The organism is Acidovorax sp. 107 (genome assembly GCF_003058055.1).
In the GTDB taxonomy this organism is placed as follows: Bacteria; Pseudomonadota; Gammaproteobacteria; order Burkholderiales; family Burkholderiaceae_C; genus Acidovorax.
Map to the genome: position 1 here is coordinate 3727054 of NZ_QBTZ01000001.1, position 13751 is coordinate 3740804.

The 13751-nt window shown below is 65.8% G+C and carries 13 protein-coding genes and 1 pseudogene; 7 read left to right on the plus strand and 7 right to left on the minus strand.

The features are described from left to right. Positions 1 to 85: 85 nt before the first annotated feature. The 4 genes from phnC (at position 86) to C8C99_RS17410 (ending at position 3500) form a co-directional block, all read left to right on the plus strand. On the plus strand, positions 86 to 946 hold the full coding sequence (gene phnC, locus C8C99_RS17395; RefSeq protein WP_056647485.1) for a phosphonate ABC transporter ATP-binding protein: 861 nt from the start codon (positions 86 to 88) through the stop codon (positions 944 to 946). Positions 947 to 991: 45 nt separating this feature from the next. Then, on the plus strand, positions 992 to 1939 hold the full coding sequence (gene phnD / locus C8C99_RS17400; protein WP_056647482.1) for a phosphonate ABC transporter substrate-binding protein: 948 nt from the start codon (positions 992 to 994) through the stop codon (positions 1937 to 1939). A 37-nt stretch (positions 1940 to 1976) separates the two neighbouring features. Then, on the plus strand, positions 1977 to 2783 hold the full coding sequence (phnE, locus tag C8C99_RS17405) for a phosphonate ABC transporter, permease protein PhnE (RefSeq protein WP_056647480.1): 807 nt from the start codon (positions 1977 to 1979) through the stop codon (positions 2781 to 2783). Between the two features lie 132 nt (positions 2784 to 2915). Further along, positions 2916 to 3500, plus strand: coding sequence for a phosphonate degradation HD-domain oxygenase (locus C8C99_RS17410; RefSeq protein WP_108626426.1), 585 nt, complete (start codon positions 2916 to 2918; stop codon positions 3498 to 3500). 36 nt (positions 3501 to 3536) lie between these two features. Here the strand turns inward: C8C99_RS17410 and C8C99_RS17415 are convergent, their stop codons facing one another. Then, positions 3537 to 3998, minus strand: coding sequence for an Lrp/AsnC family transcriptional regulator (locus C8C99_RS17415; protein WP_056647474.1), 462 nt, complete (start codon positions 3996 to 3998; stop codon positions 3537 to 3539). Positions 3999 to 4095: 97 nt separating this feature from the next. Here C8C99_RS17415 and C8C99_RS17420 point away from each other — a divergent pair, with 97 nt between their 5' ends. Then, positions 4096 to 5064 (plus strand): EamA family transporter, encoded by a 969-nt coding sequence (locus C8C99_RS17420; protein WP_056647472.1) that lies wholly within the window; start codon positions 4096 to 4098, stop codon positions 5062 to 5064. On the opposite strand, the gene C8C99_RS17425 is transcribed toward C8C99_RS17420, so the two are convergent. Genes C8C99_RS17425 through C8C99_RS17450 form a run of 6 tightly spaced genes read right to left on the minus strand, consistent with a single transcriptional unit; the run spans position 5009 to position 11986 of the window. Continuing rightward, positions 5009 to 5407, minus strand: coding sequence for a RidA family protein (locus C8C99_RS17425; protein WP_015012337.1), 399 nt, complete (start codon positions 5405 to 5407; stop codon positions 5009 to 5011). The two genes, C8C99_RS17420 and C8C99_RS17425, sit on opposite strands and share 56 nt — an antisense overlap. Before the next feature lie 2 nt (positions 5408 to 5409). Continuing rightward, positions 5410 to 7080, minus strand: a complete 1671-nt coding sequence (locus C8C99_RS17430; protein ID WP_056647468.1) for an AMP-binding protein — start codon at positions 7078 to 7080, stop codon at positions 5410 to 5412. 4 nt (positions 7081 to 7084) lie between these two features. Further along, on the minus strand, positions 7085 to 8281 hold the full coding sequence (locus C8C99_RS17435) for an acyl-CoA dehydrogenase family protein (protein ID WP_056647465.1): 1197 nt from the start codon (positions 8279 to 8281) through the stop codon (positions 7085 to 7087). A 4-nt stretch (positions 8282 to 8285) separates the two neighbouring features. Further along, a complete protein-coding gene (locus C8C99_RS17440; protein ID WP_056647462.1) occupies positions 8286 to 9140 on the minus strand; it encodes an enoyl-CoA hydratase family protein in 855 nt (284 codons plus the stop codon). Continuing rightward, entirely contained in the window at positions 9137 to 9628 is a 492-nt protein-coding gene (locus tag C8C99_RS17445) for a MarR family winged helix-turn-helix transcriptional regulator (protein WP_056647459.1), read from the minus strand. Before C8C99_RS17445 ends, C8C99_RS17440 begins: the two co-directional genes overlap by 4 nt. Before the next feature lie 6 nt (positions 9629 to 9634). After that, positions 9635 to 11986 (minus strand): bifunctional salicylyl-CoA 5-hydroxylase/oxidoreductase, encoded by a 2352-nt coding sequence (locus tag C8C99_RS17450; protein ID WP_108626427.1) that lies wholly within the window; start codon positions 11984 to 11986, stop codon positions 9635 to 9637. A gap of 139 nt (positions 11987 to 12125) precedes the next feature. On the opposite strand from C8C99_RS17450, the pseudogene C8C99_RS17455 reads away from it, so the two are divergent. Together C8C99_RS17455 and C8C99_RS24235 are read left to right on the plus strand one after the other, a co-directional pair. Continuing rightward, positions 12126 to 13461 (plus strand): annotated as a pseudogene (locus C8C99_RS17455) (class I SAM-dependent methyltransferase). Positions 13462 to 13463: 2 nt separating this feature from the next. Continuing rightward, complete coding sequence (locus C8C99_RS24235) at positions 13464 to 13736, plus strand: DUF1840 family protein (protein WP_233247390.1); 273 nt, start codon at positions 13464 to 13466, stop codon at positions 13734 to 13736. The last annotated feature ends 15 nt before the right edge of the window (positions 13737 to 13751 follow it).

A 13751-nucleotide genomic window follows, 5' to 3' on the forward strand; every position in this document is an offset into this window, starting at 1 on the left:
CAAACTTCTCCCAACTGTCAAAGCACTGTCACGCCCAGCAACCACACTCCGGTTGTCTAGACGACTTAACCCCCAGGAGGCTGCCATGACTGCCGCACTGCACATCCACCAACTGAACAAGCATTTCGCCAACGGAAAACACGCCCTGCGCGACATCAACCTCACCGTGCAGCGCGGCGAGATGGTGGCGCTGATTGGTGCCTCGGGCTCGGGCAAGTCCACCCTGCTGCGCCATGTGGCGGGCCTGGTGGTGGCCGATGCGGCCAGCGATTCGCTGATCGAGGTGGATGGCCGCTGCGTGCAGCAGGCGGGGCGCATCCACAGCGACATCCGCAAGGTGCGTTCGCAGGTGGGCTTTGTGTTTCAGCAGTTCAACCTGGTGGACCGTTTGCCCGTGCTGTTGAACGTGCTGGTAGGTCTGCTGCACCGCACGCCCTGGTGGCGCGGCTGGCTGCGCATGTTCAAACCGCACGAGCGTGCGCTGGCGCTCGAAGCGCTGCACCGCGTGGGCATTGCCGAGTGCCATGCGCAGCGCGCGTCCACCCTGTCGGGCGGGCAGCAGCAGCGCGCGGCCATTGCCCGCACGCTGGTGCAGGGCGCCAAGGTGGTGCTGGCCGATGAGCCCATTGCCTCGCTCGACCCCGAATCCTCCCGCAAGGTCATGGACATCCTGGCCCGCATCAACCGCGAAGACCGTTGCACCGTCATCGTGTCGCTGCACCAGGTGGATGTGGCCATCAAATATTGCCCGCGCGTGGTGGCATTGCACCATGGGCAGGTGGTATACGACGGCCCTTCGGCCGCCCTCACGCCTGCATTGCTGCGGGGCCTGTATGGCGTGCAGGCCGACGAAATCCTCTCGGATGCATCCAGCGCCCACCCTGCAACGGCGCATGCACCCATGCCTGCGCCGCAGTGGTCGCCCGCCATGGTGCAGGCCGCCTGAACGGTCATTCGGTTCTCTTCATTTCCTTTCTCTGGAGCTTTCAACATGTTCAAGAAACTGTGTGCTGCCCTGACACTCGGGCTGGGATTGACCACGGGCGCGTTGGCCCAGGACATCAACTTCGGCATGATCTCGACCGAGGCCTCTCAAAACCTCAAGGCCGACTGGCAGCCGCTGTTGGACGACATGGCCAAGCAGACGGGCCTGAAGATCAACGCCTTTTTTGCGTCCGACTACGCGGGCCTGATCGAGGCCATGCGCTTCAACAAGATGCAGGTGGCCTGGCTGGGCAACAAGTCGGCCATGGAAGCCGTGGACCGCGCCAACGGCGAAGTCTTCGCGCAGATGGTCAATGCCGACGGCACCCAGGGTTACTACTCGCACCTCATCGTGCACAAGGACAGCCCCCTGGCCAGCCTGGACGACGTGCTCAAGAACGGCAAGTCGCTGAGCTTTGGCAATGGTGACCCCAACTCCACCTCGGGCTTCCTGGTGCCGGGCTACTACGCTTTTGCACAGAACAAGATCGACGCGAAGACGCACTTCAAGATCACGCGCAGTGCCAACCACGAGACCAATGCGCTGGCCGTGGCCAACAAGCAGGTGGATGTGGCCACCAACAACAGCGAGAACCTGGAGAAGATCAAGGAACGCCAGCCCGAGAAGTTCAAGGACATCAAGATCGTCTGGACCTCGCCGCTGATCGCCCTGGACCCCCTGGTCATGCGCAAGGACCTGCCCGAGGCCACCAAGACCAAGATCCGCGACTTCTTCTACAACTACGCCAAGACCGATGCGCGTGAGAAGGAGATCGTGATGAAGATCTCCAAGCTGTCGGGCTTCAAGCCCTCGACCAACGCCCAGCTCACGCCCATCCGCCAGCTGGACCTGTTCGGCAAGCGCAACAAGATCGAGGCTGACGCCAACTTGGCCGATGCCGACAAGAAGACCCGCCTGGCCGAGATCGACCAGCAGCTGGCGTCCCTGAAGTAAGCCGGCAGCCAAGCAGCGCGTCCAGCCAGCCACCACCATGTCTTCTGCACTGACCCCATCGCTCGCAAACCTGGCGAGCACTGCCGCGCCCAAGCGCAGTCTCGCCTGGTACCTCTCCTGGGGCATCCTGCTCGTGGTGCTGGCCGCTTCGTGGAAGGGCGCCGACATGCGCCCGCTCGATCTCGTCCGCGACTCGGGCAACATGGCCCAGTACGCGGCCGAGTTCTTTCCGCCCAATTTCTCGCAGTGGCCGATCTACGTGCAGGAGATGCTGGTGACGCTGCAGATCGCCCTGTGGGGCACGGCGCTTGCGGTGGTCACGGCCGTGCCGTTGGCGCTGCTGGCCTCGTCCAACATTGCGCCTTGGTGGGTGAACCAGCCGGTGCGCCGCGTGCTCGATGCATGTCGCGCCATCAACGAGATGGTGTTCGCCATGCTCTTCGTGGTGGCCGTAGGTCTGGGCCCTTTTGCCGGCGTGCTGGCACTGTGGATCCACACCACCGGCACGCTGGCCAAGCTGTTCTCTGAAGCCGTGGAGGCCATCGACCCGCAGCCCGTGGAGGGCATCCGCTCCACCGGCGCGAGCGCGCTGCACGAGATCATCTATGGCGTGATCCCACAGGTGATGCCGCTGTGGATCTCGTACACGCTGTACCGCTTTGAAGCCAACGTGCGTTCGGCCTCGGTCGTGGGCATGGTGGGCGCTGGTGGCATTGGCGTGGTGCTGTGGGAAATCATTCGCGGCTTTCAATACGCCGAAACCTGTGCGGTGATGCTCATCATCGTGGTCACGGTGAGCGTGATCGACCTGGTGTCCGCCCGCATCCGCAAGGCCTTGGTCTGAGAGCGGCGAACAAAACTCTTCTGGCGTTGTTGTCGCGTCTTGTCGTACTACTCGTACTGCCCGCGACGCAGCACCTAGCCAGAACCTCTTCGCTGAGTGTTGTGAGCCGCTCTAAGTTTTTAGGAAAATTCCATGGCATTGAGCCTTGAAGACATCACCCACCTGCTCGCCACCCGGGGCGTGAACCAGTACGGCCGCGAGGCGGTCAGCCAGCTGGAGCACGCGCTCCAGTGCGCGCAGTGGGCCGAAAAGTCGGGCGAAACCCCCGCGACGGTCGCAGCGGCTTTGCTGCACGACCTGGGCCACCTGCTGGCGCCCGGGGGCGACATGGCCGAGCAGGACGATCTGCACCAGTACATGGCCATTCCGTTCCTGCGGGGCCTGCTGTCCGACGCGGTGCTGGAGCCCATCCGCCTGCATGTGGATGCCAAGCGCTACCTGTGCACCATGGAGCCGGGGTATTGGGAAACTCTCTCGCCCGCATCGCAGCACAGTCTGGTGCTGCAGGGCGGGCCCTTCACGCCCAAAGAGGCGATGCAGTTTGCGGCCCAGCCCTTTGCGCAAGAGGCCATCCGCCTGCGTCGCTATGACGACCATGCCAAGGTGCCGGGGCTGGTCACTCCACCGCTGGGCTACTACATGGCGCTGGTGCAGCGCCTGGTGCAGGCCCCGGCAGCTGTTGCCGGCGCGGCTGATCTTGTCCCAGTGGCGGCGTAAAAAGCCGCGCGGCGGGGCTGGAGCGGTCGCCTCGCGTCAGCCGCCCTTGTCGCCGTTCACCCAGCCCAGGTCCAGCGGGCGGTCCTCGAACTCGGTGTTCAGCACCACCGTGCTGGTGGTGCGGGCCACGCCCGCGATGGCCTTGATCTCGTAGATCACGTCTTCCAGCGCGCGGGCATGTGTGGTGCGGATCTTGGCCAGAAAGTCGTATTCGCCCGCCACGCTGTGCAGTTCTTCGACCTGGGGCATGGCGCGCAGGCGGGGCGCCACGTCGCGGCAGTGGATGCCACCGTCGTTGCGGATCGCCACAAACGCGGTGAAGTTCAGTCCCACACGCTCTGGGTCCACGCTGATCGAAAACCGGCGGATCACGCCCTTGTCCAGCAGCTTCTTCACGCGCTCGTGTACAGCGGCGGTGGACAGCCCCACTTCAGCCCCCACGTCGGCGTACGAACGTCGGCCATCAGCGCCCAGTGCCGAAATAATTCTGGCGTCCATGTCATCTGTCTGAATATTTGCTTGCATAACCGCTCGTTTTTGGTAAAAATTCCGAAAACCTCGCGGTTTCCATAAATTATTCGGTCAGGTGAAGAATATGCCGGCAATTTTCAATGCGCAAGTGCGCGCACAGCGCAAAGGGGCGGTGGCCATGGCACTGCTGTTGGTCTACATCGTCTGGGGTACTACCTATTTCGCCATTGGTATTGCGCTGCAGAGCATGCCGCCACTGCTGATGAATGCGATCCGTTTTCTGTGTGCCGGGGGGGTGATGCTGCTGATTGCGCTGTGGCAAGGCCATGCATTGCCTACGTGGGTGCAATGGCGCAACTCGGCGGTGGTGGGCGGCTGCATGGTGTTTCTGGCCATGAATCTGATGGGTTTTGCGCAAAAGCTCGGCATTGGCTCGGGCCTGATGGCTACGGTGGTCACCACCATGCCCATGTGGCTGGCGTTGTGGTCGCGCTGGGGCGGCGAGCGTGTGCCGTTCACCAGCTGGATCGGCCTGGCTCTGGGCGTGGTGGGCGCACTGCTGCTGGCGCTGGAAGGTGACTTCTCCGCCACCTGGCTGGGCGCGCTGCTGGCCTTTGGTGCGCCGCTGGCCTGGAGCGTCGGTTCGTATGCCTCGCGCAAGCTTTCGCTGCCCGCGCCCGCCATGGCATCGGCCGCGCAGTGGTTTGCGGGGGGCGCCATGGGGCTGGTGGTGGCGTTGTGGTTCGAGCCTTTGAGCGCCCTGGGCCAGGTCACCGCCAAGTCGTGGGCGGCGTGGGTCTACCTGCTGGTGTTTGGCACGCTGGTAGCGCTCAATGCGTACCTGTGGCTGCTGCAGAACACCTCCGCAGCGCTGGCAGGCAGCTATTCGTTTGTGAACCCTGCGGTTGCTTTGCTAGTGGGCGTGGCGCTGGGGGGCGAATTGTTGACGGGCTGGGTGTTTGCCGCGCTGCCGTTGATTGGAGCGGCGCTGGCGTTCATTTTGTACGGGCAAGCGCTGCAGCGGTGGCTGGAAAGGCTCAGTCCGGGATTACAGCGGTTGCTTCAATCTCGATCTTCGCGCGCTCTTCCATGAGCCCCGCCACTTGCACACAGGCCATGGCCGGAAAGTTCTTGCCCAGCACCTCGCGGTAGACCGCGCCCAGCTCCTTCAAGCGGCTGTTGTATTCGTTGCGGTCGGTCACGTACCAGGTCAGCCGCACCAGATGCTCGGGGCCTGCGCCACCGGCTTCCAGAACCGCGCGCACGTTCAGCAGCGTTTGCTTGGTCTGGGCGATGAAGTCGTCACTCTCGAACTGCTGCTGCGCGTTCCAGCCGATCTGGCCGCCAGTAAAGACCATCGTGCCGCGTGCGGCCACGCCGTTGGCGTAGCCCTTGGGGGTGACCCAGCCTTCGGGCTGCAAAAGGGTGTTTTTCATCGTCATGTCGTTGTTTTTGTGGAGGAGGGCGATGGCGAGGTGCCCGCACCCTGGCGCAGCTTGAAGCGCTGCAGCTTGCCGGTTTCGGTGCGGGGCAGTGCGGTCACAAACTCCACCACGCGTGGGTATTTGAACGGGGCGATGGTGGCCTTCACGTGGTCCTGCAGGGTCTTGACCATGGCGGCGTCGCCAGTGTGCCCGGGCTTCAAGACGCAGATGGCCTTGACCACCATGCCGCGCTCCTCGTCGGGTACGCCGATCACGCCGCACTCGGCCACGGCCGGATGGCGCAGCAGGGCGTCTTCCACCTCGGGGCCGCCCACGTTGTACCCGGCGGTGATGATCATGTCGTCGTCGCGCGCTTGGTAGAAGAAGTAGCCGTCGGCGTCTTGCGTGAACGCATCGCCGGGGTAGTTCCAGCCGTCCTTCACGTACTTGGCTTGGCGGGGGTCGTCGAGGTACTTGCAGCCCGTGGGGCCGATCACCGCGAGCTTGCCCACGGTGCCGCGCGGCAGCTCGTTGCCGTTGTCGTCCACCACCTTCGCGGTGTAGCCGGGCACCACCTTGCCGATGGCGCCGCGCCGGCTCTCACCGCCGGGCGAGGAGATGAAGATGTGGAACATCTCGGTGGCGCCAATGCCGTCCGTCATGTCCAGGCCGGTCGCCTCCTTCCACAGCTGGCGTGTGGCGTCCGGCAGGCCTTCGCCCGCGCTCACGCTGGTGCGCAGCTGGGGCAGACCGATCTGCTTGGCAAAAGGCGCCATCTGCCGGTAGAACGTGGGCGCGGTGTAGCAGATGGTCACGCCCGCTTCGCGCATCAGCCGCACCATGGTTTCCGGGGTGTAGGGCTGGTCCGGAAAGTACACGCTGGCCCCGGCCCACATCGGAAACACGAGCAACCCCCCCAGGCCAAACGTGAACGCCAGCGGCGGCGAGCCCGCCACGATGTCGTCGGGCGTGGCGCGCAGCACATGGCGCGGCCAGGCCTCGCAGCCCGCCAGCACATCGCGGTGCGTGTGCACGGCCGCCTTGGGGGCGCCTGTGGTGCCCGAAGTGAACGCCATCAGCGCGATGTCGTCCGCCGCCGTCGGGCAGGGTCGCGCGGTGCCGGGCTTGGCCTGTGCGCGCTGGAGCAGGTCGGCCGCATCGGGCGCGGTGTGAAAGGGCACGATGGTGGTCAGCACCGGGTGCTGGGTTTGTGCCGTTTGCAGCTCCGCCAGCAGGCGGCCATCGCACAGCGCCAGCGTGGGCTGTGCGCGCTCGATGATGCTGCCCAGCTCCACTGCGCGCAGCAGGGGCATGGTGGCCACCGCAATCAGACCGGCGTAGACCGTGCCCAGCCAGGCCAGCGCCATCTCCACCGTGTTGCCACCGCGCAGCAGCACGCGGTTGCCGGGCACCAGGCCATGGTCTTGCGTCAGCACCTCGGCAATGCGCGCGGCCTCGGTGCGCGCGTCGCGGTAGGTGTACGTGCGATGCGGGCCGCGCAGCAAGGGGCGGTCGATGTGGCCAGCGCGCTCCGCCTGGTCGAACAGCGCCTGCACCAGGTTGGCCTGGTTGGCGATCTGTAGCTCCGGCAGGTCGTAGCGCAGCGTGGGCCAGGCCTCGGGTGTCGGCAGGCGGTCGTGCACAAAGTGGTCGGGCTGGGCGGAAGGTTTGAAAGAGGCTTTCATGGCATCACTCCTGCAGAACGGCCTTGCCGATGATGAGTTGTTGCACCTCGGTAGCGCCTTCGTAGATGCGCAGCGAGCGGATGTCGCGGTACAGTGACTCGACCTTGCTGCCTACCTCCACGCCGCGCCCGCCGTGCAGTTGCAGCGCCATGTCGATCACGCGTTGGGCATTTTCGGTGGCGGTCATCTTGGCCATGGCTGCTTCTGCGGTGACGCGGGCCTGGCCGGTGTCGCGCAGCCAGGCCGCGCGGTAGGTGAGCAGCGCGGCGCTGTCTACCAGCGCGGCCATCTCGCCGATCTTGGCCTGCGTGAGCTGGAAGTCCGCCAGCGTCTGACCGAACATGCGGCGCTGGCGCGCGTGGTGCACCGCCTCGGCCAGCGCGCGGCGCGCCATGCCCAGCGCGGCGGCGGCGACCGATGCGCGGAAGATGTCGAGCGTGCGCATGGCCAGCTTGAAGCCGCCGTTTTCTTCACCCAGCAGCGTCGCGGCAGGCACGTTGCAGTTGGTGAACTGCAGCGTCGCCAGCGGGTGCGGCGCCATCACATGGATGTGGCGCGAGGTGTCCAGGCCCGGCGCGTTCGCATCGACGATGAAGGCGCTGATGCCGCGCGTGCCACCGCTGGGGTTGGTCTTGGCGAACACGCAGTAAAAGTCGGCAATGCCGCCGTTGCTGATCCAGGTTTTGGTGCCGTTCAAGCAATAAGTGCCTGTGGTGCTAGTCGAATCTGTGCCGACAGCTATGGTTTGCATAGCGCCCACATCCGAGCCCGCCTCGGGCTCGCTCAGCGCAAACGCCGCAATCAGCTCGCCGCGCGCCACACCTTGCAGGTAGTGCGCCTGCTGCGCGGGGCTGCCCGCCAGCGTGATCGCGCCGCTGCCCAGGCCCTGCATCGCAAACGCAAAGTCGGCCAGCGGCGAGTGGTAGGCCAGCGTTTCGCGCAGCAGCACCAGCGCGCGCGAGTCGAGCGCGGGCAGCGCGCCGCCGTGCGCTGCCGGCACGCAGTAGCGCAGCCAGCCGCCCGCGCCCAGGCGCTTCACCCAGTCGCGGCAGGCGGCGCGGTCGTCGGTTTCATCGACCTCCTGCGCGGCCGCCCAGGGCACCAGGCCCTCGGCCAGTGCGCGGTGGGCGTTGTCAAAAAAGGGCAGGGCCAGGTGCGCCGTGGAGGGTGGGCAAGGGGCGGGGGGCGTGGCGACGTGCATGGGTTCAATCTCCTTGGAACACGGGCTTTTGCTTGGCGGCGAAGGCTTCGTAGGCGCGGCGGAAGTCTTCGGTCTGCATGCAGATGGCCTGGGCCTGGGCCTCGGCCTCGATGGCCTGTTCGATGGTCATGCTCCACTCCTGACTGAGCATGGTCTTGGTCATGCCGTGGGCAAAGGTGGGGCCGTCGGCCAGCGCGCGCGCCGTGGCCTGCACGTTGGCCAGCAGGTCGGCGCTTTCGTACAGGTCGTTGAAGAAGCCCCAGGCCAGGCCTTCGTGTGCGGTCATCGCGCGGCCGGTGAACAGCAGTTCGCTGGCGCGGCCCTGGCCGATCATGCGGGGCAGCAGCGCGCAAGCGCCCATGTCGGCGCCTGCCAAGCCCACGCGGGTGAACAGAAACGCAGTCTTGGTGGCCTCGGTGCCGTAGCGCATGTCGCAGGCCAGCGCCATCATCGCGCCCGCACCGGCGCAGATGCCGTCGATGGCGCCCAGCACCGGCTGCGGGCAGGCGCGCATGGCCTTCACCAGATCACCGGTCATGCGCGTGAACTCCAGCAGCTCGGGCATGGTCATGGTGGTCAGCGGGCCGATGATCTCGTGCACGTCGCCGCCCGAGCAGAAGTTGCCACCCGCGCCTGTGACCACGATGGCCTTCACGTCGGTGGCGAACCGCAGCGCGTAGAAGAAGTCGCGCAGCTCCGAATAGCTCTGGAAGGTGAGCGGGTTCTTGCGGTCCGGCCGGTTCAGCGTGACGGTGCCCACGCCCTCGGCAAAGCTCCATGCGAAGTGCTCGGCCACGTAGCTGGCCTGCGGGTTGAACTGCTCGCGCATGGGGTTGCTCGCCCCGATGTAGTGCTTCATTCGGCTGTCTCCAAAGAGTTGTTTTGTGTGTGTTCTTTGACCTTGCCCAGCAGGCGGTACAAGGTGGCGATGTCGCGCTCGCCCAGCGTGGCGAAGGCCTCGACGATCCATTGCTCGTGCTGGCGGGCCATGGTGTTGAACTGCTCGCGGCCTTGGGGCGTGAGTCGCACCAGGTACGCACGGCGGTCGCCCTCCACGTCCATGCGCTCGACCAGGCCTTCGGCGACGAGCTGGTCGGTGATGCCGGTGATGTTGCCGCTCGTCACCATCATGCGGCGCGAGAGTTCTTTCATCTTCATGCCATCGGGCGCGCGCTCCAGCTGCGCCATCAGGTCAAAGCGTGGCAAGGTGGTGTCGAATTGCGCGCGCAAGTGGCTGCGCACCTGCTTTTCGATGAGCTGGGTGCAGGTGAGCAGGCGCAGCCACAGGCGCAGGGCCTCGGGGTGTTCGCTGGGGGCGGTGCCGTGCAGGCGGGCTTCGAGGTCCATGGTGGTTTACTCGATGGCTGCGGGTTTGCTGGATTCTTGCGCCGGTGCGGCCGGCGCGGCCATCTGCTTTTGCTTGGCAATCTCGCGCAGCATCTGGTCGCGGCCGCTGTGATATTGCACCGGCCAGTCGGTGTGCGCTGCGGCCACGGGGCTCAGTTGCGCGGCGGCATGTAGCGTCCAGGCTGGGTCGGCCAGGTGGGGGCGGGCGATGGCGCACAGGTCCGCGCGCCCGGCCGCGACGATGCTGTTGGCGTGGTCGGCCTCGGTGATCGCGCCCACGGCCATGGTGGCAATGCCCACTTCGTTGCGGATGCGGTCGGCAAACGGCGTCTGGTACATGCGGCCATAGATCGGGCGCGATTCGCGCGTGGTCTGGCCGGAGGAGACGTCGATCAGGTCCACGCCTGCGGCCTTGAACAAGCGCGCGATGGCGATCGCGTCGTCGGCGGTGTTGCCATCTGGGAGCCAGTCGTGTGCCGAGATGCGCACACTCAGCGGCTTGTCGGCCGGCCATACGGCGCGCAGCGCGGTCAACACTTCGAGCGGGTAGCGGCAGCGGTTGTCCAGGCTGCCGCCGTATTCGTCCGTGCGCTGGTTGGTGGCGGGACTCAAAAAGCTGGCCAGCAGGTAGCCGTGCGCGCAGTGCAACTCCAGCCAGTCAAAGCCGCAGGCCACGGCCCGGCGAGCGCTGTCCACAAACGCGGCGGTCACGCGGTCCATGTCGGCGCGGGTCATGGCGGCAGGCGTCTGGTTCTGTGGGCCGTACGCGATGGGGCTGGCGGCCAGCAGGGGCCAGTTGCCGGTCTCCAGCGGCTCGTCCGTGCCTTCCCAGCCCACGCGCGTGGAGCCCTTGGGGCCGCTATGGCCTAGCTGCAGGCCGATCTTGGCCGTGCTGCTGCCGTGCACAAAGTTGACGATGCGCGCGAAGGCGGCTTGCTGCGCATCGTTCCACAGGCCGGGGCAGGCGGGCGTGATGCGGCCCTCGGGCGTGGGGCTGGTCATCTCCACCATCACCAGCGCGGCGCCGCCCAGGGCGCGGGCGCCGAGGTGCACGAGGTGGAAGTCCTGCGGCACGCCCTCGACCGCGCTGTAAGTCGCCATGGGGGAGACAACGATGCGGTTCTTGAGCGAGAGGTCTTTCAGGGTGAAAGGCGTGAGCATGGGCGGAATCGCCGCCTTGCCGCCTGCGAGCCAGGCCTCATAGCCCTCGAGCCAAGCCGCATCGCGCAGCCGCAGGTTTTCGTGGCTGATGCGCTGGCTGCGCGTGAGCAGTGAATACGTGAACTGCTCGATGGGCATGCCGGTGTAGCGCGCCACGTTTTCAAACCACTCGGTGCTGTTGCGCGCAGCGTTCTGGATCTTGAGCACCTCCACACTGCGGCGTGCCTCGTAGTGCTGCAGCACCTCATCGATGGGCAGGCCGGTGGCGAACTCGTTGGCGAGGTCGATGGCGTCTTCGAGCGCCAGTTTGGTGCCGCTGCCGATGGAGAAGTGCGCCGTGTGCGCCGCATCACCCATCAGCACGATGGGCACCTGCTTGCCGCCGATGGCTTCGCGGTGCACCCAGGTGTTGCAGATCACGCGCGGAAAACGGATCCAGTTGGCCGAGCCGCGCAGGTGGGTGGCATTGCTGATGAGCGCGTTACCGTCCAGGTACTTCGCGAAGAGCTTTTCGCAAAATGCAATCGCCTCAGGCTGCTCCATGGCGTCCAGGCCATGGGCCTTCCACACGGCCTCGGGCGTCTCGATGATGAAGGTGGATGTGTCGGCGTCGAACTGGTAGGCGTGCGCCTGGAACCAGCCATGCTCCGTTTGCTCGAAGGCAAACGTAAATGCGTCGAGCTTTTTGTGCGTGCCCAGCCAGACAAAACGGCATTCGCGCAGGTCGATGTCCGGCTGGTAAACGCGGGCGTATCGGGTGCGGATGCGGCTGTTGAGGCCATCGCTGGCTATCACCAGGTCGGCGTTGTACTGGGCGGCGAGCGCCTGGTCGTCGGCCACGTCGATCTCGAACACCAGCTCCACGCCCAGCTCCAGACAACGGTCCTGCAGGATGTTGAGCAACCGCTTGCGCCCGATGCCGCAAAAGCCGTGGCCCGTGGAGCGCACGCTGCGGCCCTTGAAGAACACCTCGATGTCGTCCCAGTGGTTGAACGCATCGCCGATGAGCGCCGCCGTGGGGGCGTCGGCTGCCTGCAGGTTGGCCAGCGTCTGGTCCGACAGCACCACGCCCCAGCCGAAGGTGTCGAACGGCCGGTTGCGCTCGACCACGGTCACGCGGTGCGCGGGGTTCTGCTGCTTCATGAGCAGAGCGAAATAGAGACCGGCGGGCCCGCCGCCAATGCAGAGGATGTTCATGCCAAAATAGTTTAGGCCTAAACAAATTGCTGTCAATGGGGTTCCCCCCTGCTGCTAAAGCGTGCTGCCTCTGTAGGACAGCTTCTAAAAAGCCGGGCGGCGTATTGACGCGTTGCAGCATCACTTCAAGAATCCTGGCATGAAGCACTTGCTGCACACCCTGGAGGGGCGGCTGGCAACCTTGCCAGTGCCCATGGCGGTCCAGCTACCGGCGGGCCAGCAACTGGGCGCGTCCGACCCGGCGGTGACCCTGCGCTTTCGTGACCGCATGGCCCTGGTGGCGCTGGCTACGGGCGAGATCGGCAACGTGGGCGCAGCCATCGTTGAGGGGCGAATAGCGCTCGAAGGCGGCATGCGCGACCTGATGGCCGCCGCCGCGGGCCTGCTCACGCGCGACCCGGCCCGGGACGAGCACCATGGCTGGTGGCCGCGGGTGCTCGCGAGAGCGCGGTCTATGGCAGCGCACACGTTGGTGCATGACGCCCGGCAGGTGCAGTTCCATTACGACCTGTCGGACGACTTCTACGCGCTGTGGCTGGACCCTCGCCGCGTTTATTCGTGTGCCTACTACCGGTCACCCGGCCTGACGCTGGCCCAGGCGCAGGAGGCCAAACTCGACCTCATCTGCCGCAAGCTGCTGCTGGCGCCCGGCGAGCGATTTCTGGACATCGGCGCGGGCTGGGGCGGTCTGCTGTTGTGGGCTGCCGAGCACTATGGCGTGGATGCCACGGGCATCACGCTGTCGCGCAACCAGCACGCGCATGTGCAGCGGCTGATTGACGAGCGCGGCCTTCAAGGCCGCGTGCGCGTACAGCTGGTGGACTACCGCGAGCTGCGGGTGGATCAACCTTTCGACAAGATCGCCTCGGTGGGCATGTTCGAGCACGTGGGCCGTGCGCAGATGGGTCGTTATTTCGACACCGTGGCGCGCTTGCTGCGGCCGGGGGGGCTGGTACTGAACCACGGCATCACGGCCGGGGGGGTGGACAACGCGCAGCTGGGTGCAGGCATGGGCGACTTCATCGAGCAGTACATCTTCCCGGGCGGAGAGCTGCTGCATGTGAGCGCCGTGCAGCACGACATGGCGCTTGCAGGCCTGGAGATGGTGGACACCGAGAATCTGCGCCCCCACTACGCGCGCACGCTGTGGGCGTGGTCCGACGGCCTGGAAGCCCAATTGCCTGCAGCCCGTGAGGTGCTGGCCGCACAAGGCGGTGCCGAGCGGGGTGATAAGGTCCTGCGTGCGTACCGCCTGTACCTGGCGGGCAGCGCCCTGGGGTTTGAACGTGGCTGGATGGCGCTGCACCAGATGCTGGCGATCAAGCCGGACGGCAACACGGCCCGGGGGCCCTTGCCCGGCGCACAATCGAGCTATCCGTTCGCCCGCGACTACATGTATGCGGACCCCGAAACACCTTCCGTGAAGCCTTTCACCATGCTCTACAAGTTCAAATCCCGCGCCACTGCCGACCTGATCATGCTCGAGCCCCAGGGGCGCCAGATCGTGACCATCATCGGCAAGACACCCGGTACCAGCGGCATCGTGACCGCAGCGCAGATCCCGGCCGCCATTGCCGCACTGGAGGCAGCCGTGCTTGCGGACGACACCCAGCCCGAAGCCCAGGAAAACGATGAGGCTGCGACCGAGGAGCGCAATGATGTCGTACGCCTGCACCAGCGCGCAGCGCCGTTCATCGAGATGCTCCGGCGCAGTGCTGCGGCCGATGTGGATGTGGTGTGGGGTGTGTGAGCGGATGACCTGAGC